Consider the following 18,710-nt stretch of genomic DNA (forward strand, 5'->3'; position numbering starts at 1 on the left):
TTTATTATCAAACAACACGCCTGCCACACTGTGTTAGCTGTCTCACGCTTTGTACTGACTGGACATATTTCAACCATGAGAAACCGCTAAAAAATACCAGCCCGAAGGCTGGTAGATAAGACGTCAATGGTTAAGCCACTTCTATTGGCCCACCAAATGAGGTCACAGGAGGGACTTTACCCGTGAATTTCTCGAAATCAACAATACAGGTGTTGGCCGAGGTCGCCTGAGCGAGCTCAGACGAGCCAATGTCTTGAGTGAGCGTATTTGGGTCGCCATAGGTATCCATCGCCCCCAATTTTTCACTCAGCGGACCGTACCATGCCCCTTCTTCAATACGAATCACACCGCGCGGATAACTGTCGCTCAAAACAGCCCCAGCCAGCAGTTGACCACGATCGTTAAACACGCGCACTAAATCGCCCTGTTTAATGCCTTTGGCTTTGGCATCCAACGGGTTGATGTAGACAGGCTCTCGACCTTGCACAGCATAAGTGGCACGAAACGCCTCGGATTCACACAGTTGCGAGTGCAGACGCTTGTCTGGGTGGCACGACTGCAACCAGAACGGATGTTTGTCCGAGCCCGGGCCACCGTGCGAGCGCTCCGATTTTTCAAACCACATTGGGTGCTCTTGGCAATGATCATAGCCGTAACGACCAATCTTACGCGAGGTGATTTCGATAAAGCCTGATGGTGTGCCAAGCGGGTTAATTTCCGGATCTTGACGGAAGTCGGCATGACGCACCCAAGGTTGGCCTTGACCAAAGTCCAGCACACTTTTTTCCCAGAATTCATCGAACTCTGGCATCTCAAACTTGCCTTGATTGGCTTTCTTACAGTCGTTGTAGAGGCTGCGAATCCAATCCATCTCACTCATACCGCGTGAATACTCTTCACTGCGACCAAAACGTTCCGTCAGCTCCTTCATGATTTGGAAGTCGGGCTTAGATTGGAACAGAGGATCAACCAAACGGTGCATCGCAATCAAGCCGCGGCTTGAGTAAGAGCCGTATACGTCGATGTCGTTGCGCTCCCACTGGGTACACGCGGGCAACACGATGTCGGAGAAGCGACACGTTGCCGTCCAAGCAAAGTCAATCGTCACGACGGTTTGTAGCTTCTGGAACGCTTGCTTCATACGGTTGCGATCTTGGTGGTGGTGCCATGGGTTGCAGCCGGAAATCACCATCATCTTGAAGTCTGGCAGCTTGACTTTACCACCGTTGTAGTTGATCTCTTTACCTGGCTCTAGCAGACAGTCGATCCAACGCGCAACAGGGATAGTACGGCTATAACCATTGAAGTCATTGTTGTCCCATTTTGGCTTCATGCCAGTATCGAGGTTACGCGGGAAACCGCCGGGGCCGGCAAAACCCGTCGACGGCACACCGATGCTTGAATAGTGGTGACCATAAGAGATGCCCCCGCCCGGCAGACCAATTTGACCAATCATCGCCGCCAAAACGGCTGCCGCCCAATAGGGCTGCTCACCGTGTTCCTGACGCTGGATACACCAGCCCATCAGGATCTGCGTACGCCCGCCAACCAACATGCGCGCGAACTCGCGGATTTTGTCTGCTTGCACGCCACAGATCGCTTCAGCCCATTCCGGTGTTTTCGCTACTTTGTCTTTGGTTTTACCCTGAACGTAATCGATAAACTCAGCAAAACCGAGACAGTAGGTTTCGATGAATTTCTTGTCATACAGATTCTCGTTGTACAACACGTGCGCAATCGCCAACATGAATGGGACGTCGGTCATCGGGTTCACGTACAAATGTTCGTTTTGCAGATAACGCTGGGTCTTGTTCTTCACCGGATCAACCGAGATCACCTTGATCTCACCTTTGGCTACTTTTTCTCTTAGCTGCTCAAGGTAGGCGAACGACTCATGAGTTTCACAGTTCCAACCCACTTGCAGGTTTTTCACCGGATCGTTCGCCCACAAAATGATGTTGTCGGCATTTTCTAGAATCTCAGACCAAGAGGTGCCTTGCGCGTACACTTCGGTGGAACCGAGTACATATGGCAAAATCGTTTGACCCGCACCGGTTGAGTAGTCGCCCACTTTGGTAATGTAGTTACCGTGCATGCCCACAGCGCGCTGCATGTGCGCCGTACAGTTGTTGAATGACCCCGTTTGGTTCCAACCTGTTTGGCCTGCGTGTAGCGCCCAAGGGCCGTACTCTTTTTGCACCCGCTCTAGCTCACGGTAGAACAGATCTAACGCTTCATCCCAAGTCACACGTACAAAACGGTTGTTGCCGCGGGTATCCGCACTGTACTTATGTTTTTTCAGCCAATCTAAGCGCACCATCGGATAGCGAACGCGCGATGGACTGTAGATAATGCCTTTAATACCGTTGAGCATTTCGGTCGGATTTTTGTCCAGCTCAAGCGGTTTGATCTCTTGCACTTTACCCGCATAGATGTGGGCGCGAAATGCGCCCCAGTGAGAGCCAGAGACCTTCCAAGTTCCAGTGGTTTCTACCGCGTGTGCCGAAGCCGATGCTAATAAGCTAGGACCAATAACTGAGGCTGCGCTTGTCGTTGCAACCCCTTTAAGGAAACTTCTTCGCGTAATCGCCATGTAAATTACTCCATCCAAGGCTTATTAGTGGTGACCTTCAGCATAATCTGAAGAGTGCTTCTGTAGATATTTGAGGATCAACGCTTCGCTGTCGGTATCGAGGTTGACAAACGCCAACATCCCATCGAACATGCCAGGCCAAGTGTTGGCATCAAAATGCGCTTCATCCGGCTGGGTATGACAGACCGAGCAGTTGGTTTTGTACGCTTCACTCGATTTTTCCCACACAGGGTTGATGTCATTGAGCATTGACTCTTTTTTGAGCCACACTTTCGCCGCCACTTTTTCCCATGGCAGACCAGTGAGCTCATCAACTTTTTCTTCGCCCGTGGTCACCACTTTGTCGTCCAGCGCCGCTTCTTTTAATAGCGAGGCCACTGCGATGTTTTTGCCGAAATCCTCTTGGACAACACGGCCAAAGCCTTTAGCTTTACGCCAGCCATCGATCTCAACCTCGACATAGTCGCCTTTCGCTTGCAAAACTTTAACCGTAGAGGCGGGGTTCAGCAGGCCCGCCTCGTTGGTACCCTGCGCATCAAAATAGATTGGCAGATGGCGCACGCTCACCAGCGCTTTTCCGACCGAGTAATCTGTATTGGAGGCCATCTGTTCTAAGTCGCCAACGATCCCGCCAATGCTGTCCATACCCGCAGGTAGCTTGTGCGCAATGCCTTTGTGACAATCGACGCAGCTCTGATCTTTCTCTGCCGCTTGCTTCATTTGAATGCGAGCAGTCGGCGACATCAGCGAGAAATCCATCGAGTCATAATCGTGACAATTTTTGCACTCAAGCGATTTGTTGGCCGAGAAGCGCTCCCACTCATGCTTAGCCAGTTCGATACGGCGCGCTTCAAATACACCGGGTTCATCGTAGTTACCAAAAACCTGTGCAAACACCTCTTTGGAGGCTTGCATTTTGCGTGCAATTTTATCCGTCCAGTTGTGCGGAACATGGCAATCTGGGCAAGTGGCACGAACGCCTGAGTGATTTTTCCAGTGCACCGTCTCTTGCAGTTCTTGATAAACGTTGTCGCGCATCGTATGGCAACTGATGCAAAACTCTTCTGTGTTGGTGGCTTCCAAGGCCGTGTTAAAACCACCCCAGAAGATTACCCCAGCGAGAAAGCCGCCCATGGTCAACACACCCAAGCTGATATGCATCGCCGGGCGCGACATAGTACGCCAAATTTTAATGATCATTGATTTCATGGTTTGTTCTCTAAAAACGTGTCGAAGATATGGACTGAGGTGAAGGATTAGCCGTGACCGCCAGGAGGACCGAAAAAGAACACTTGCAACATCCAGACAATAAATCCATACCCGCCGACAAAAGCGATACTTAACGCAGGAAAGAGAACGACCGTAATGAAGAGAAAGGATTGCCACTCTAAAGAGCGCTTTTCACCACTCTCAATTTTGTTAACATCACTCATACATTTGCCTACTTTGTATTGGTTTGTTTTGCTTACCTCAATCGAATGCGACGAGGTATTTAGCTTCATCTTTAGTAAAATGTTAGACCATACCATTTGTAGGGTTCAATCAAATCTCGGCTTGCAGCGCCTGTTATTCAACACTTTTTTGAGCTCATCCAGAGATGTGTCTGATTGATATTTCATGTATAAACTTATGAAAAAATGTGACAATTTACTGAGTTTACAAATCCGTTAAACCTAAAACATGTGCGCAACATTAACATGCAGAACGGAAGAGAATTTCATGGAAAAAGTAGGAAAATTTACCGTTAAGCAAAGTGAGAATGTAAAAAATTTGTAGTGTGAATGCTAAATTTCCATGCCTCCAAAAAGCGCTCTCGCTGCGAAATATACGTCGGGAATAGACCTGTTTTGCACCACAGATGTTTATTCTATCTCTGCTGATAAGTCCCCCCGTCAACGATTATTTACTTCAATCACTGTATCTTCAATAAGAGAACTGAAATGACGGATTTCAAGCCTTTCTACAAGATAAACGCGTCAGTGAAATTCCAAAGTACACTAAAAATAACTCTTTAATTTTAGATAGCTTAGCGAGGGAAAAGATACACACGCCCTTTACGATGAGTTATCCACAGAAAATGTGGATAACCTGAACTATTTGTCCAACGTAGCGGCGCTGAAAGAGGCTCGTTGCCGATTTACGTATCACACGTTTGCAATATCCAATCACTATAGTGTCACCAATGGCTTAGATAGGGACCGTTGGCAATGGAAAATTTTGGCTTGGCAAGCTTGCACAGACACGAAAATGAGTTAGAAGAAGGGGTTTTAGACTGGCTCAAACATGAACCCGAAGAGCTCGTGGAGTTCAAAGAATGGATTGAATTTCACCAATAGTCGATGAATGAATTAAGCGACACATAAAAGAAGGGCAGACTCGCGTCTGCCCTATTGTTTGTCAGTCTCTTAGGTAGATTAACCAATACCACATGCCGACAAACACACCGCCACCAATGATGTTCCCCAACGTCACTGGTAGTAAGTTATTGAGTAAGAAATTACTCATGGTCAAATCGGCGTAATCAGCGATATTGACACCCGTTACTTGCCAGAATTCTGCAGGCGCAAACAGTTTGATGCCAACCGCCATCGGAACCTGAAACATATTCGCAATACAGTGCTCAAAACCCGCCGAAACAAACATCGCTACTGGCAGAATCATCACCGTGATTTTATCCGTTAGCGTACGACCACTAAAGGTCATCCAAACGGCGATACAAACCAGCACATTACACATGATGCCAAGCGCAACAGCCTGAAAGAAACCGTGATGCAACTTGTGTTGGGAAATTGCCATGGCATTTAGACCGACTTGTCCGTGGTCAAACATGTACTGTTTGGTGGTCAGCATACAGGCCACCAGCAAAATGGCCCCAACCAAGTTGCCCACGTACACAACCATCCAGTTCTTAAACAGCACTCGCCATGAAATCTTTCCACTTGCTCTTGCAACCAAAGTGAGTACCGAGCTAGTAAAGAGTTCCCCGCCCGTCACCACAACTAAAATCAGGCCTAAACTAAAAGCCAAGCCCCCGACCAAACGCGTCATCCCCCAAGGAAGATCGCCAGCGCCGGTTGTGACTGTGGTATAGAAAACAAACGCGATGCCAATGTGAATCCCCGCAGAAATAGCGAGTAAAAAAGATTTCACTGGGTCTTTAGTTGCTTTGCCTTCACCGATCTCTGCCGCTCTTTCAGCAGCCTGGGGTGGCAGTAGCGAGTCAAACTGATTGAAGTTCATTGGTGGTTACAATTAGAAACAATTCCGAATGGCGCGGATAATCTCTCCTTTTCCAGACTTTTTCAAGGGGCATTTGGAATGTTTACAAAATTTGTTGCTTTCGTGACGATAAAAACCATCGTCCATCACACTCTGTCGATCCCTTTTGTTGTTAAAAAACAAGCTTCAGGAATACCAAATACAAAAACGCCCTGATATTGTTGCCAATATCAGGGCGAAAAACAGGGGTCAGTATTACTCAGTAGCGGTAGCAGGCGCCACTTCGGTTTCCACGACTTCCGCTTCGACTGTAGGTACTGATTCAACTGGTGCAGCATCTACCGCTTCGCTTTCCACCGGAGTGTCTGAAACTGCGCTTTCGTCTTTTACCGGTTGAGGTGCGATAGGCTGGCTGAGCACCAACTGCTGTTTCAGATTCGCAATCAGCTCTTCAAGGCTCTTGATGTGCGATGCTTCGCGATCAATTTGCGCTTGCAGGGAAGCTTCACGCTTGCTGGCTTTCTCTGCCGCTTTTTGTTGCTCGCTGTTTTTCGCATTCAGCTCAGACACTTTGCGTTTTAGCGCGGTCACTTCATCCGCCAAATCAGAGGTTTTATCTGCTGCGTGCATCTTTTCTACGCTTGCTAAGATTTTCTCTGTCTGTTCACGCAGCATGACGTTGCGATAATCAGAGCCATCAACGGCTTTTGAAATGGCCAGCAGTTTGTTTTCGATCTCTAGAACCGAGTTTTCAAACTTCTCATCTTCCACTGAAGCCAGTAGCTTCACTTGGTGAGTCACTTGCTTAACGTGCTCGATTTCAAACTTCGCATTGAACACCGCTTGTTCGATCGCCGTTTTGTCACGTGGGTTGGTCTGCGCAATATTGGCCGCAATATTCACCACGTTTTCCGCTGTCGCAAAACTCACTGGCGCAACTTCGTTAAAATCCTCTTTCTTCAACGTTTTCAGTTCTTGCTGTAGCGGAAGAATGTAGATTTTCTTAACGACTTTGATTTCAAGCTGTTTAGCGTTGTTGAGGAACTCCACTTGCTTCGCTTGAGCGTCTTCGAGCTCATCGACCACCACATAAGTGAAGAGTTTTTTGTACTGAACCACCAAGCGATCATAATCCGCTTTGTAGTAGCTCACCGCGTCGATCTCATCGAGATATTCCATCTGAGCAATCGAATCGGCCAGAATAACGTCTGCTTTTTGTTTTAAGGTTTCTAGAGCACGATAGTTTTGCTCAACAAGCTTAATCTGTTCATCGTACGCTTGCGCATAAGTGTCGCTCGAAAAGAGCGAGTAGCTTTTACCCGCAAGTGACGGCTCTTTCTCTATTTCCGCATAGATCTTGCCAGCTTCTTTCCAAGCATTGAGCAGATCACGGTAGTTTTCTGGCGCATAAACGTTAAGAGCACTCACCTCTGCCAAAGTCTCAACCCAGTACTTGTGAGACTTTTGCACACCCTTAAATGGCGCACTGGTATCTTGGCTTGCTTGGTTGGTTTCACTCGCCGTTGCGTTCTCTTCTGGGGTGGATTGGCAGCCAACAATCGTCAACAGCATCGACACTGCCAATGCCAACTTCATCTTTTTCATTGCTTTTTCCTTTTCTACGGCTCATCGGCTGCTTTTTTGTCTTCTGGCGAAAAAGAGTTACCACAAAAATGGGGTCTACAACCAAGACAAATACGCGTTGACGTTGCAACCAACACACCGCTCATTTCATAAACTTTCCTAAATATAATACAACTGATGGGCAAATAATACGTTGCATTGATTGGGCGAATAATAAAACAGCGTTTCTTGTGCAAAGGCTTTTTCAGTGCACAAAATGAAGCACAATCTTTCAGACACTTAACATTTATTGACCTTATTCATTGTCAGACGCGCTCAGTCGTACTAAGTTGAAACCACAATGATAATCGGAGTATGTCCATGAAATTTACCGAAGAGCACATCGCAGAACTGAACCTATTGCTTCAGTTCGATTTAAGTAGCGCAGCCACAGGTATTAAAGTTCACAAAGATGCCGCTCAATCGACGCAAAAAGCGGTAAAACGTCTTTTTGACAAAGGGTTATGCACACAAATTGATGGCGGCTATTTGACCGACGAAGGAATTGAAGTTGCCGAACATGCGGAGCGTACGCTCAGAGTACTCAGTTCTTAGTCGTATTGAATAGACGCTTAACGCGCTCAATAATGGCCTGCCTATCAACTTGAGCCAATCCTTGATTAAAAGTATCACGCCACTGAATTCCCAGTGGCGTGATACTTTTAAAGGCAATATGCAGCTGTTTTTCGACCAATAGCTTCTCATTCATTTTCACTCGCTGACGGAGAAAATCCGCTTGCAAGCGTTAACGTAATTCGGCTGGCATTTTTAGCAGAACACTGGTTAGATGCGCTTAATATTGCAATGAGTACTGTTTTGAGAAATTGATTTAAGGTTTAGTGATGAAAAACATTCTTATCATTGGAGCGGGTTGGCTCGGTTTTCCTCTAGCACAAACACTCACAACGCTTGGCCATACGGTGTTTATTACCCGTCGCTCACAAGAAACGCTTGAAAGCCTCGATTTTCCCCCCAGCAGAAAATGGCCGCTGGATCTCAATCATTCTGATGCAAACCAACAGCTCAGCCACTATCTCAATACAAGAAAATTTGACGTAGTCATTGGCTGTTTTCCTCCCGGCTTTCGTAAAGGCCAAGGTGATGAATATGCCCAACACTGGCAACTGATTGTCGATGCGCTTCGCAGCTCACCTGCAACTAAGATGATCATGATAAGCTCAACCACGGTTTACCCAAATCGAGCTGAGAAAATGGTCGAGAATGCCGCCAGTTTGGTGATAGCGCAAAATAATCACCAGTTTAGCGACAAAGCGCGCATCATGCTGCAAGCAGAGGACGCACTGATCCAATCTGGCCACCCTTTCACCATTTTGCGCTTGAGTGGCTTGATGGGGCCACAACGTCATCCGGCACGATTTGTCGCACACTTAAAACAAGTGAGCCGCCTTGCTCCTGCCAATATGTTACATCAGCAAGACGCAGTGAGCGCTGCGGTTTTTGCCGTCACTCATGCTGATAATCAGATCCTCAACGTGACAACGCCGCACACCATCGATAAGGCAACGTTTTATCAAAGCGCTTTAGAAGCGGCTGGGATGCCCGGGGGGTTACCTGAGATAGTCGATGTGGCAGATAAAGAGATCAGCGCCGAAAAGCTGCTCTCACTGGGGTTTGAGTTTCACTATCAATCCACTCTGGATGCCTTGTCACTGCCTAGCGAGGCAAAGGGGCAGTAAAAAGGTGAGACAACGGGCTGTCATAAAAAGCTAAGGCAGCCCTAAAATACGTTACTTACCAAGCGCTTCTTTGTAGTGCTGACGACAAACCGACACATAGCGATCATTGCCACCAATAGCGACCTGATCCCCTTCTGCAATAGCATTCCCATGCTCATCGGTACGAATGACCATGTTGGCTTTACGGCCACAGTGACAAATGGTTTTTAGCTCGACTAATTTATCGGCCCAAGAAAGCAGATACTTGCTACCTTCAAACAACTCACCGAGAAAATCCGTGCGCAGGCCATAACACAGCACTGGGATACCAAGCTTATCGACTACTTCAGTCAACTGATAGACCTGTTCTTTCGACAAAAACTGGCTTTCATCCACCAGTACACAGTGCCGTTTTTCTGCTTGGTCTAATCTGGCAATCTCATGATAAAGATCGCTTTCGCCAGTGAACAAATGCGCTTCTGCTTGCAAACCGATGCGAGAGCTCACCTTGCCGACACCATAACGATCGTCCAAGGCGGCGGTAAAAATAACCGGCGTCATGCCCCGCTCTTGATAGTTAAATGCCGATTGAAGAAGCGTTGTTGATTTACCCGCATTCATTGCTGAGTAGTAAAAATACATCTGAGCCACAGATTGCTACCTAAATGAAAAAGTGAAAGATTCAAAGAAAAGGGCTGAATAATCAGCCCTTTTTAAAAAGATATAATTATTTGCGACGCCAGCTCGTCCCTTCCGGACCATCTTCCAGAACAATGCCCATCTCGTTGAGTCTGTCGCGGGCCAAATCAGCGTTAGCCCAATCTTTCGCTGCGCGCGAGTCATTACGCAGCTTGATCAGTGCTTCGATTTCAGCCACTTCATCGTCATTACCGGCATCGCCTTTAAGAAACGCTTCTGGATCTTGATGCAAAATACCAATCACATCCGCCAGTTCACGCATCAGCGCACCGAGCGCGCTCGCTTTCTCAAGGCTTTCGGTTTTTAAGCGGTTAACTTCGCGAGCCATATCAAACAGCACTGAATACGCTTCTGGGGTATTGAAATCGTCGTTCATTGCGGTAGTAAAGCGCGTTACATACTCTTCACCACCGGCTGGCGCGGCGCTGAGATCCAAACCACGAAGGGCAGTGTACAAGCGCTCAAGCGATGCACGTGCTTGGTTTAAGTTCTCTTCGCTGTAGTTTAGTTGGCTGCGGTAATGACCTGACATTAAGAAGTAGCGAACCGTTTCTGCATCGTAGTGAGACAACACGTCACGAATAGTGAAGAAGTTACCGAGTGATTTCGACATTTTCTCTTTGTCGACCATCACCATGCCGCTGTGCATCCAAGTGTTAACGTACTTGGTGTCATGCGCGCAGCAAGATTGCGCGATTTCGTTTTCGTGGTGCGGGAATTGCAAGTCCGAGCCGCCGCCGTGAATATCAAAGTGGTTGCCAAGAATTGACGAGTTCATCGCAGAACATTCGATGTGCCAACCCGGACGACCCGGGCCCCATGGCGATTCCCACGTTGGTTCACCCGGTTTAGACATTTTCCACAGAACAAAATCCAGTGGGCAGCGTTTGGCCGTTTCCACATCAACTCGCGCACCCGCTTGCAGCTGATCCAGATCTTGCTTCGACAGCTTGCCATATTCGTCAAATTTATTGACTTCAAACATCACGTCGCCATTGTCGGCCACATAGGCAAAACCGCGCTCAATCAACTTCTCGACCAGCTCAATAATCTCTTGGATGTATTGAGTGGCACGCGGCTCCACATCTGGGCGCTTCATATTCAAAGCATCAAAATCGGCGTGCATTTCACCAATCAGACGCTCGGTCAGTGAGTCGCACGATTCACCATTTTCGGCTGCACGTTTAATAATCTTGTCGTCGATATCCGTGATGTTACGCACAAATGTCAGGTCATAGCCTAAGTAGCGCAGGTAACGAGAAACCACATCAAACGACACAAACGTGCGGCCATGCCCGATGTGACAAAGATCATAGATGGTCACCCCACAGACATACATGCCAACTTTACCGGCCGTAATTGGTTTGAATTCCTCTTTCTGTCTGGTGAGTGTGTTATATATCTTCAACATGATCTCTATCTAAGCTTGTGAATGAATTACAGGAGGGCGAGTATATCAACTCAATCTCTAATAGGTAATAGCAATTAACCGATAAAACGATAAACGGCTAAACTTCAGACACAAAACCTCGAAATGTTCGCACTGCGTTTGCATGCGACTGAACTTAGGCTAGAATTCTCATTTTGACAAAAACAGTAAAGGAACAGCGCATGATCACCCTGCACACAAATTTTGGTGACATTAAGATTCAATTGAACGAAGAAAAAGCACCGGAAACCAGTGCGAACTTCCTACAGTACTGCCGTGACGGTTTCTACGACAACACTCTGTTCCACCGTGTTATCGATGGTTTTATGATCCAAGGCGGTGGCATGGAATCAGGCCTGCGTGAAAAACAAACCCGTTCACCGATCAAAAATGAAGCAAATAACGGTTTGAGCAACAAAGTCGGTACTATCGCAATGGCGCGTACCATGGAGCCGCACTCAGCTAGCTCACAGTTCTTCATCAACGTAAACAACAATACCTTCCTGGATTTCCGCGCTGAAAGCCTAGATGGTTGGGGCTACTGCGTGTTTGGTGAAGTGGTTGAAGGCATGGATGTGGTGAACAAAATTAAAGGTGTGAGTACGGGTTCTCGTGGCATGCATCAAGATGTACCACTAGAAGAAGTGGTTATCACTGGTACCACTATTCACGCGTAATCGCTCGCGGTATTTTCAACACGAAGAGTTGATGGGGAGGCAATGCCTCCCCTTATTTCTATGACGACACTATTTATTTCAGACCTGCACCTTAGCCCCGCACGCAGCGACATTACCGAGTGTTTTGTCCGTTTTATGCGTGATGAAGCGCCTCACGCGGATGCCCTTTATGTCTTGGGCGACCTGTTTGAATTTTGGATTGGCGATGATGACCAAACGCCGTTTGCCAATCAAATTCGCATGGAGTTCAAAAAGTTAACCGACAGCGGCGTTGCGGTTTATTTCGTACAAGGGAACCGTGACTTTCTATTGGGTAAGCGCTTTTGCAAACAAACGGGCATAACGCTGCTGGCAGACGTCACTACCATAGAGCTATATGGACGAAAGGCGGTGATTTTACACGGTGATACTCTTTGCACCGATGATGTCAGCTATCAAAAATTTCGCCGTACCGTGCATCAACCTTGGTTGCAATGGCTGTTTAAACGCATTCCTTGGATGATCAAAAAGCGTATTGTTGCCCAAGTCCAGTCTGGTGTTCGCGACGACAAGAGCCATAAGTCACTTGAGATTATGGACGTCAATCAGGAAGAAGTCGAAAAGGTGATGGCGCAATATCAGGTGACACTGATGATTCATGGCCATACCCACAGACCTAACGTCCATCACTTCGAAAATGCACAAGGTCAGATGACACGTATTGTGCTTGGCGACTGGTATCAGCAAGGCTCGGTTTTACGTGTCACGGCAGAACAGTGTGAGCTGCAAACTCGACCATTTGCCTCTTAATAGACAACCAAAAGCAAAGAGATGACCGGGTTGGCAAACTGTTATATTGGACATAGATATTTTGTTAAAAGTCGCTATCATCAAGACAAACTCACATGCGTTGATCAGATTAAGTAAACCACTTGAAGTATTCATACGTTGCACGACAGCCCATTCTAAATCGGAATAAAAAGACGATTGGCTACGAGCTTCTGTTCAGAGATGGGCCGAAAAATACCTTTCCTGAAGTTGAGCCGGAGCTAGCAACCAGTCGTCTGCTGTCCGATCATTTTTTGTCTACCCATTACAGCACTCTTGGCGACAAACTGGGTTTTGTTAATTTTCCCTATCAAAGCTTGCTCAATCTCGTTCCCACCCTATTCCCCAAAGAAAGCTTAGTGGTGGAGATTTTAGAAGATTGCCCGCCGACGGATGAACTACTTGAGGCGATTAAAACGCTGCACCGCGCAGGCTATCGTATCGCTTTGGACGACTTTGTACCGAACCGTGCCTGGAAGCGTTTTCTGCCTTTTATCCACATAATTAAATTTGATATTCGTATCGTCCCGATCGACAAAGCAGCGGTCTACATCGGCTCACTCACTCGATTAAATATTGAATTCTTGGCAGAGAAGGTCGAAACCTATCAAGAGTACCAACAAGCGATCGAGGCAGGTTTTCATTATTTCCAAGGCTACTTTTTCAGTAAGCCAGAAATGATTCAGAAAAAGAAACTCAATCCTTCGTTTCTCACCGTGGTGCAACTTTGTAAAGAGATCGCCGACGAGCCGATAGATTTTAATGAAGTTGAGCGGCTGTTTTCCATCGACGTCACGCTCTCTTACAAGCTGATGACTTATGTCAACTCAGGTTACACCTTAGCAGCGAAAATTAAGTCGTTTCGTCAGGCTCTGATTTACCTTGGCGAAGATAGATTACGACGTTTTATCTCTTTGGTTGCAGTGGCATCGGTACAGGAAGATAAGCCGGATTCGCTCTACGCACTCGCAGTTCAGCGCGCTCGTGCTTGCGAGCTATTGCTTGAATACACCAAAGCACAATATGACCCCGGGCAAGCATTTCTCACTGGTCTATTCTCACTTTTAGATTCCCTGCTTGACCAACCGCTCAACGATATCATTAACGACATTCCGGTCGACGAAGAAGTCAAAGCAGCTCTTATCGAACGAGAAGGATTGCTTGGTTATTTGCTCTCGATGATCATCGCTTACGAACAAGCGGACTGGGAGTTGGCCAGTAAATATCAACAACAGCTAAATATCAGTGAAAATCAGTTGTGTAAAGCTTACAGCCAAGCGACCAGTTGGACACAAGAACTGCTTTCACAAACACCGTGATCGAGTATACTGCCGCAAGCCCTGGACGTTGGGGCTTTGTGTTTCTACTTTAGCCGGATGCCGTTATGTCTTTATGCCCTTGTGGTTCTCAACTCACTTATCAACACTGCTGTGAAAAAGCGCACCTTAACCATAATCATGCCACAACGCCGGAACAGTTGATGCGCTCGCGCTACACTGCTCATGTGTTAGGTTTGGTCGATTACGTGGTTTCAACCTATCATCCTGATTGCCAAGCAGAGCAACAACGTGAGGCGATAGCTGCGTCGGTTAACAGTGACTGGTGCAAGCTTGAGGTGATATCAACTGCGGCGGGCAGTAACGGGAACGAAGGTTTTGTCGAGTTCAAGGCCTACTTTAAGGAAGACGGAGAGCAATATTGCTTAAGTGAACGCTCGCGTTTCGTTAAAGAAGGCGGGCTTTGGTATTACATTGATGGCACGTTCCCAGAAGAAGCAGAGCGAGATCCGCGTCTGAGTCAATCGATTAGCAGCTTGAAAGTCGGGCGCAATGATCCATGTATTTGTGGCAGTGGCAAAAAGTTTAAGAAGTGTTGTGGGTGAAGGATAGGTTCTAGGTTCTAGGTTCTAGGTTCTAGGTTCTAGAGCCCGAGTGTACCAACTCTCGCTAATTTGTTGAACTGAGGCATTCCCGTATTCAGCACAGTAAGCCACTGATATCCGGCAGCAATCACTCACTTGAATGAAGTGCGCATGACTCCCCGCGCACCCCACCTAGGATCTAGGTTCTGTAACCTAGGACCTTTAATTTCCCTTACTTATGACGCTCTTTGAGCTTGTTGATTACATCACTCAGCGACAGGCCTTGATCTTGCAAAAGCACCAACAAGTGATAAATCAAGTCGGCGGATTCACACACTAATTCCGCCTTATCGCCCGACGTCGCCGCAAGCGCGACTTCAACGCCTTCTTCGCCCACTTTCTGCGAAATACGCTTGGTACCGCGAGCGTATAAACTGGCGGTATAGGAAGAGTCAGGATCGGCACTCTTGCGGGCAGCCAATAGCTGCTCAAGTTGATGAAGCCACACCATTTGTGACTCCGCTTGCGCATCGCCATCCCAACAGGTTGTCGTACCAGTGTGGCACGTCGGTCCAATCGGGTTCACTTTGACCAGCAAGGTATCACTGTCACAATCCAACGCAATGTTCACCAACTGCAAAACGTTGCCTGAGGTTTCCCCTTTGGTCCAAAGACGCTCTTTGCTGCGAGAGAAAAACGTCACTTGCCCTGTTTCACCTGTTTTTTCCAATGCTTCTTGATTCATGTAACCCATCATCAGCACTTGGCTCGATTGAAAATCTTGTACGATGGCTGGCACCAAACCGTCGACTTTCTGCCAATCAATCCGTCCCTGCAGGGCGTTCACGTCTGCTGTACTAAAACTCATACTCGTACCTCAATACCCTGTTGTTTTAAATACTGTTTCAGCTCACCGATATTAATGATCTGCTTGTGAAATACCGATGCCGCCAGCGCGCCGTCCACATTAGCTTTTTGGTACGCCTGTGCGAAGTGCTCCATCGCGCCCGCACCACCAGAAGCGATCAACGGCACCTTACACACTTCACGCACCATGTTGAGTTGCTCAATATCATAGCCATTGCGCACGCCGTCTTGGTTCATCATGTTCAAGACGATTTCTCCAGCGCCACGCTTTTGCACCTCTTGCACCCAGTCACGCGTTTCCCACTGAGTCGCCTTTGTACGCGCTTCATCACCCGTAAACTGATAAACCTGATATTGGCCAGTTTCTTTGTCGAAATAAGAATCGATGCCAACCACAATGCACTGCACGCCAAATTTATCGGCAAGATCAGTAATGAGCTGTGGATTGGCCAAGGCCGGCGAGTTGATCGACACTTTGTCAGCGCCAAATTCCAAAATGCGCGCTGCGTCTTCGGCGGATTTAATTCCACCAGCAACGCAGAACGGAATGTCGATCACTTCGGCCACTCGGGCCACCCAGCTTTTATCGACAACACGGCCATCGCTGGAGGCAGTAATATCGTAAAACACCAGCTCGTCAGCGCCTTCTTCTGCGTAACGTTTTGCCAGAGGAACAATGTCACCGATGATTTCATGGTTACGGAACTGAACGCCTTTCACCACTTGCCCATCACGAACGTCTAAGCACGGAATTATTCGCTTTGCCAACATGCAAATGCCTCCTCTGCGCTGAACTTGCCATCAAGGAGTGCGCGACCCACAATCACGCCCGCCACACCACTGCCTTTCAGTGCTTCAATATCCGCCAGTGAGCCGATGCCACCAGACGATTGAAACTGCACTTGTGGGTACTGTTTGCACAAATCCACATACAGTTCAACATTAGAGCCCGCCAAGGTGCCATCGCGAGAAATATCGGTACAAAGTACGTGCTTTAAGCCGACGGTAAGGTAATCATCAATCAGCGCTTCGATGGTCACGCCCGAGTCTTCCTGCCAACCAGAAATCGCCACTTTGCGCGTGCCGTCTTGGTCGATATTGATGTCTAGCGCCAGAACGATTTTCTCCGCGCCATATTTTTCCATCCAACCTTTTACTAACTCAGGCTGTTTTACTGCGGTCGAACCTACCACAACGCGCTGTGCGCCTGCTTCCAGCAGATCCACTACGTCTTGTTCTGTACGCACACCACCGCCGATTTGAATATGCGCTGGTGTACTCGCCAGCAGTTTGGCAATCAAATCAAGTTGGCGTGCCGAGGTGTCTTTCGCCCCCGTGAGATCCACCAAGTGCAGCCAGTTGGCGCCAGCTTGGTGGTACAAGTTAAACTGCTCTGCGGGGTCGACTTTGTATTCGGTGACTTGGCCGTAATCACCCTGATAGAGGCGAACGACCTGTCCTTCAATTAAATCAAGAGCTGGAATAATCACACTAAATCCCTTTTATAATTCTAAGAAGTTTTGTATCAGCTTGGCGCCCGCTTTTGAAGAACGCTCTGGGTGGAACTGCACGCCGTAGTAGTTACCACTTTGCACTGCGGCGGTGAACGGGTTGCCGTACTCACATTCAGCAATGGTGTAGCTACCGACTGGCATCGCAAAGCTGTGAACGAAGTAAAAATACTCCCCTTCCTCGATGCCTTTAAACAGAGGATGCCCTTTTTTTGCCGATACGGTATTCCACCCCATGTGAGGTAGCGGTAAATCGCCCGTTTCAAGCAGCTTCACTTCGCCATCACAAAGTCCAAGACACTCAACTAACTCGTCAGCTTTCTGCCCTTTCTCTTGAGAAACCTTACCCAAGAGTTGCATGCCCAAGCAGATACCGAGCAGCGGTTTTTCTACCTTCTTAACAAGATCAATCAGATCGCGCTCTGCGAGGTTTTTCATCGCTTCACTCGCGGTGCCTACGCCCGGAAGGAACAACTTGTCGGCAGAGAGAACCACTTGCGGATCTCTGGAAATCACCACATCGTAGCCGAGACGTTCAATGGCAAATTTTACCGAAGAGACGTTGGCACAGCCTGTATCAATAATGACCACTTTCTGTTGTGTCACGGTTTTCTCTCCTTTAAAGCACGCCTTTGCTGCTTGGCAATTCGGTTCCTTCCACTTTAATCGCTTGGCGTAAAGTGCGACCAAACGCTTTAAATAAACTTTCGATGATGTGGTGATCATTGTCACCCGAAGAAGAAAGATGCAGTGTGCAAGCTAAGGTATCAGTGAGCGAACGGAAGAAATGCACCACCATCTCGGTGGAGAGATCGCCGACCTGCTCGCGGCTAAATTTCGCGTCAAATTTCAGGTATGGTCGGCCAGAGAGATCCAAGGCGCACTGCGCCAAACATTCGTCCATTGGCAAGCTGAAACCAAAACGGCCAATACCACGCTTATCACCTAGCGCTTCTTTCAGTGCCTGACCAAGCGCCAGTGCGGTATCTTCGATAGTGTGATGATCATCGATATGCAGATCGCCCTGCACTTGACACACCATTTTGAATCCGCCGTGCGTGGCAATTTGATCGAGCATATGGTCGAAAAAACCAAGACCAGTAGAGATCTCATTACCACCTTGCTCATCAAGATTAACCACCACTTTGATGTCAGTTTCTTTGGTGGTGCGAACTACCTCAGCAACACGCGCTTTCAAGGTGAGATCTTTTAGGATCTGTTTCCAGCCCATGTTTTCTGGGTGGTATTGAATACCGCGAATGGCCATGTTCTCCGCCAGTTGGAGATCCGTTTGACGATCGCCAATCACGTAAGAATTCTGGAAATCCACTTTTCCGGCCTGTAAGTACGCTTTGACTAAACCAAGCTTAGGTTTACGACACGAACAGTTCTCACGCTCAAAATGGGGGCAGATCAATACATCGTCGAATTTCACACCCTGTGATTCGAAAATCTCCATCATCATATTGTGCGGTGCGTCGAAATCTTCCTGCGGATAACTGTCGGTCCCCAAACCGTCTTGGTTGGTCACCATCACCAAGCGGTAACCTGCCGCTTGCAGCGATAACAGACTTGGAATAACAAATGGCTCCAGTTTCAGCTTATCTAGACGGTCTACCTGAAAATCCACCGGTGGCTCGACAATCAAGGTGCCATCTCGGTCGATGAAAAGAATTTTTTGTTGCTTGCTCACACTCACTTCCTTATTTTTTACCCTACGTCAATGCTGGCTCAGGGCGCTGTATTCT

Annotated in this window: 19 protein-coding genes; 6 read left to right on the top strand and 13 right to left on the bottom strand. The window is 47.7% G+C overall.

Annotated features, from left to right (window positions below):
* Positions 1–130: 130 nt before the first annotated feature.
* The 5 genes from torA to EWA64_RS03235 form a co-directional block, all read right to left on the bottom strand.
* Positions 131–2,593 (bottom strand): trimethylamine-N-oxide reductase TorA, encoded by a 2,463-nt coding sequence (gene torA / locus EWA64_RS03215; RefSeq protein ID WP_061895555.1) that lies wholly within the window; start codon positions 2,591–2,593, stop codon positions 131–133.
* A gap of 24 nt (positions 2,594–2,617) precedes the next feature.
* Positions 2,618–3,802, bottom strand: coding sequence for a pentaheme c-type cytochrome TorC (gene torC / locus EWA64_RS03220; protein WP_061895554.1), 1,185 nt, complete (start codon positions 3,800–3,802; stop codon positions 2,618–2,620).
* Between the two features lie 47 nt (positions 3,803–3,849).
* Positions 3,850–4,026 carry a trimethylamine N-oxide reductase system protein TorE gene (gene torE, locus EWA64_RS03225; protein ID WP_039431579.1) on the bottom strand — a complete coding sequence of 59 codons (177 nt, stop codon included), beginning with the start codon at positions 4,024–4,026 and terminating at the stop codon, positions 3,850–3,852.
* Between the two features lie 964 nt (positions 4,027–4,990).
* The gene (gene focA / locus EWA64_RS03230) at positions 4,991–5,833 is read right to left on the bottom strand and encodes a formate transporter FocA (protein ID WP_061895553.1); all 843 of its coding nucleotides are present in this window, start codon (positions 5,831–5,833) and stop codon (positions 4,991–4,993) included.
* 234 nt (positions 5,834–6,067) lie between these two features.
* On the bottom strand, positions 6,068–7,417 hold the full coding sequence (locus tag EWA64_RS03235) for a hypothetical protein (RefSeq protein ID WP_061895552.1): 1,350 nt from the start codon (positions 7,415–7,417) through the stop codon (positions 6,068–6,070).
* Between the two features lie 339 nt (positions 7,418–7,756).
* Between EWA64_RS03235 and EWA64_RS03240 the strand changes: the two genes are divergently transcribed.
* Positions 7,757–7,990, top strand: coding sequence for a TIGR02647 family protein (locus tag EWA64_RS03240; protein WP_061895551.1), 234 nt, complete (start codon positions 7,757–7,759; stop codon positions 7,988–7,990).
* Here EWA64_RS03240 and EWA64_RS03245 read toward each other — a convergent pair.
* The gene (locus EWA64_RS03245; RefSeq protein ID WP_170320358.1) at positions 7,980–8,144 is read right to left on the bottom strand and encodes a hypothetical protein; all 165 of its coding nucleotides are present in this window, start codon (positions 8,142–8,144) and stop codon (positions 7,980–7,982) included. The two genes, EWA64_RS03240 and EWA64_RS03245, sit on opposite strands and share 11 nt — an antisense overlap.
* Positions 8,145–8,277: 133 nt before the next feature.
* Between EWA64_RS03245 and EWA64_RS03250 the strand changes: the two genes are divergently transcribed.
* The gene (locus EWA64_RS03250; protein WP_061895550.1) at positions 8,278–9,132 is read left to right on the top strand and encodes an NAD-dependent epimerase/dehydratase family protein; all 855 of its coding nucleotides are present in this window, start codon (positions 8,278–8,280) and stop codon (positions 9,130–9,132) included.
* A gap of 51 nt (positions 9,133–9,183) precedes the next feature.
* Here EWA64_RS03250 and EWA64_RS03255 read toward each other — a convergent pair whose 3' ends face one another.
* Positions 9,184–9,762 (bottom strand): thymidine kinase, encoded by a 579-nt coding sequence (locus tag EWA64_RS03255; protein WP_061895549.1) that lies wholly within the window; start codon positions 9,760–9,762, stop codon positions 9,184–9,186.
* Between the two features lie 76 nt (positions 9,763–9,838).
* On the bottom strand, positions 9,839–11,221 hold the full coding sequence (gene cysS / locus EWA64_RS03260) for a cysteine--tRNA ligase (protein ID WP_039429650.1): 1,383 nt from the start codon (positions 11,219–11,221) through the stop codon (positions 9,839–9,841).
* Positions 11,222–11,421: 200 nt separating this feature from the next.
* Here cysS and EWA64_RS03265 point away from each other — a divergent pair, with 200 nt between their 5' ends.
* From EWA64_RS03265 to EWA64_RS03280, 4 genes are all read left to right on the top strand, one after another.
* Positions 11,422–11,916 (top strand): peptidylprolyl isomerase, encoded by a 495-nt coding sequence (locus EWA64_RS03265; RefSeq protein WP_061895548.1) that lies wholly within the window; start codon positions 11,422–11,424, stop codon positions 11,914–11,916.
* A gap of 60 nt (positions 11,917–11,976) precedes the next feature.
* Entirely contained in the window at positions 11,977–12,705 is a 729-nt protein-coding gene (gene lpxH / locus EWA64_RS03270) for a UDP-2,3-diacylglucosamine diphosphatase (protein WP_061895547.1), read from the top strand.
* Positions 12,706–12,827: 122 nt separating this feature from the next.
* Positions 12,828–14,042 carry an EAL and HDOD domain-containing protein gene (locus tag EWA64_RS03275; RefSeq protein ID WP_061895546.1) on the top strand — a complete coding sequence of 405 codons (1,215 nt, stop codon included), beginning with the start codon at positions 12,828–12,830 and terminating at the stop codon, positions 14,040–14,042.
* A gap of 65 nt (positions 14,043–14,107) precedes the next feature.
* Positions 14,108–14,605, top strand: coding sequence for a YchJ family protein (locus EWA64_RS03280; protein WP_061895545.1), 498 nt, complete (start codon positions 14,108–14,110; stop codon positions 14,603–14,605).
* A 211-nt stretch (positions 14,606–14,816) separates the two neighbouring features.
* Here the strand turns inward: EWA64_RS03280 and hisIE are convergent, their stop codons facing one another.
* From hisIE to hisB, 5 genes are read right to left on the bottom strand one after another with little or no spacing between them, the layout of a single operon-like run.
* Positions 14,817–15,452 (bottom strand): bifunctional phosphoribosyl-AMP cyclohydrolase/phosphoribosyl-ATP diphosphatase HisIE, encoded by a 636-nt coding sequence (gene hisIE, locus EWA64_RS03285; protein WP_061895544.1) that lies wholly within the window; start codon positions 15,450–15,452, stop codon positions 14,817–14,819.
* Entirely contained in the window at positions 15,449–16,222 is a 774-nt protein-coding gene (gene hisF / locus EWA64_RS03290; RefSeq protein WP_061895543.1) for an imidazole glycerol phosphate synthase subunit HisF, read from the bottom strand. The genes hisIE and hisF overlap by 4 nt, the downstream gene beginning before the upstream one ends.
* Positions 16,204–16,941, bottom strand: a complete 738-nt coding sequence (gene hisA / locus EWA64_RS03295; protein WP_061895542.1) for a 1-(5-phosphoribosyl)-5-[(5-phosphoribosylamino)methylideneamino]imidazole-4-carboxamide isomerase — start codon at positions 16,939–16,941, stop codon at positions 16,204–16,206. The genes hisF and hisA overlap by 19 nt, the downstream gene beginning before the upstream one ends.
* Before the next feature lie 12 nt (positions 16,942–16,953).
* Entirely contained in the window at positions 16,954–17,568 is a 615-nt protein-coding gene (gene hisH, locus EWA64_RS03300) for an imidazole glycerol phosphate synthase subunit HisH (protein ID WP_061895541.1), read from the bottom strand.
* Positions 17,569–17,581: 13 nt separating this feature from the next.
* Positions 17,582–18,655: a bifunctional histidinol-phosphatase/imidazoleglycerol-phosphate dehydratase HisB gene (hisB, locus tag EWA64_RS03305; RefSeq protein WP_061895540.1), complete on the bottom strand. Its 1,074-nt coding sequence runs from the start codon at positions 18,653–18,655 to the stop codon at positions 17,582–17,584.
* Positions 18,656–18,710: the final 55 nt, after the last annotated feature.

Source organism: Vibrio cidicii (assembly GCF_009665415.1).
Classification (GTDB): Bacteria; Pseudomonadota; Gammaproteobacteria; order Enterobacterales; family Vibrionaceae; genus Vibrio; species Vibrio cidicii.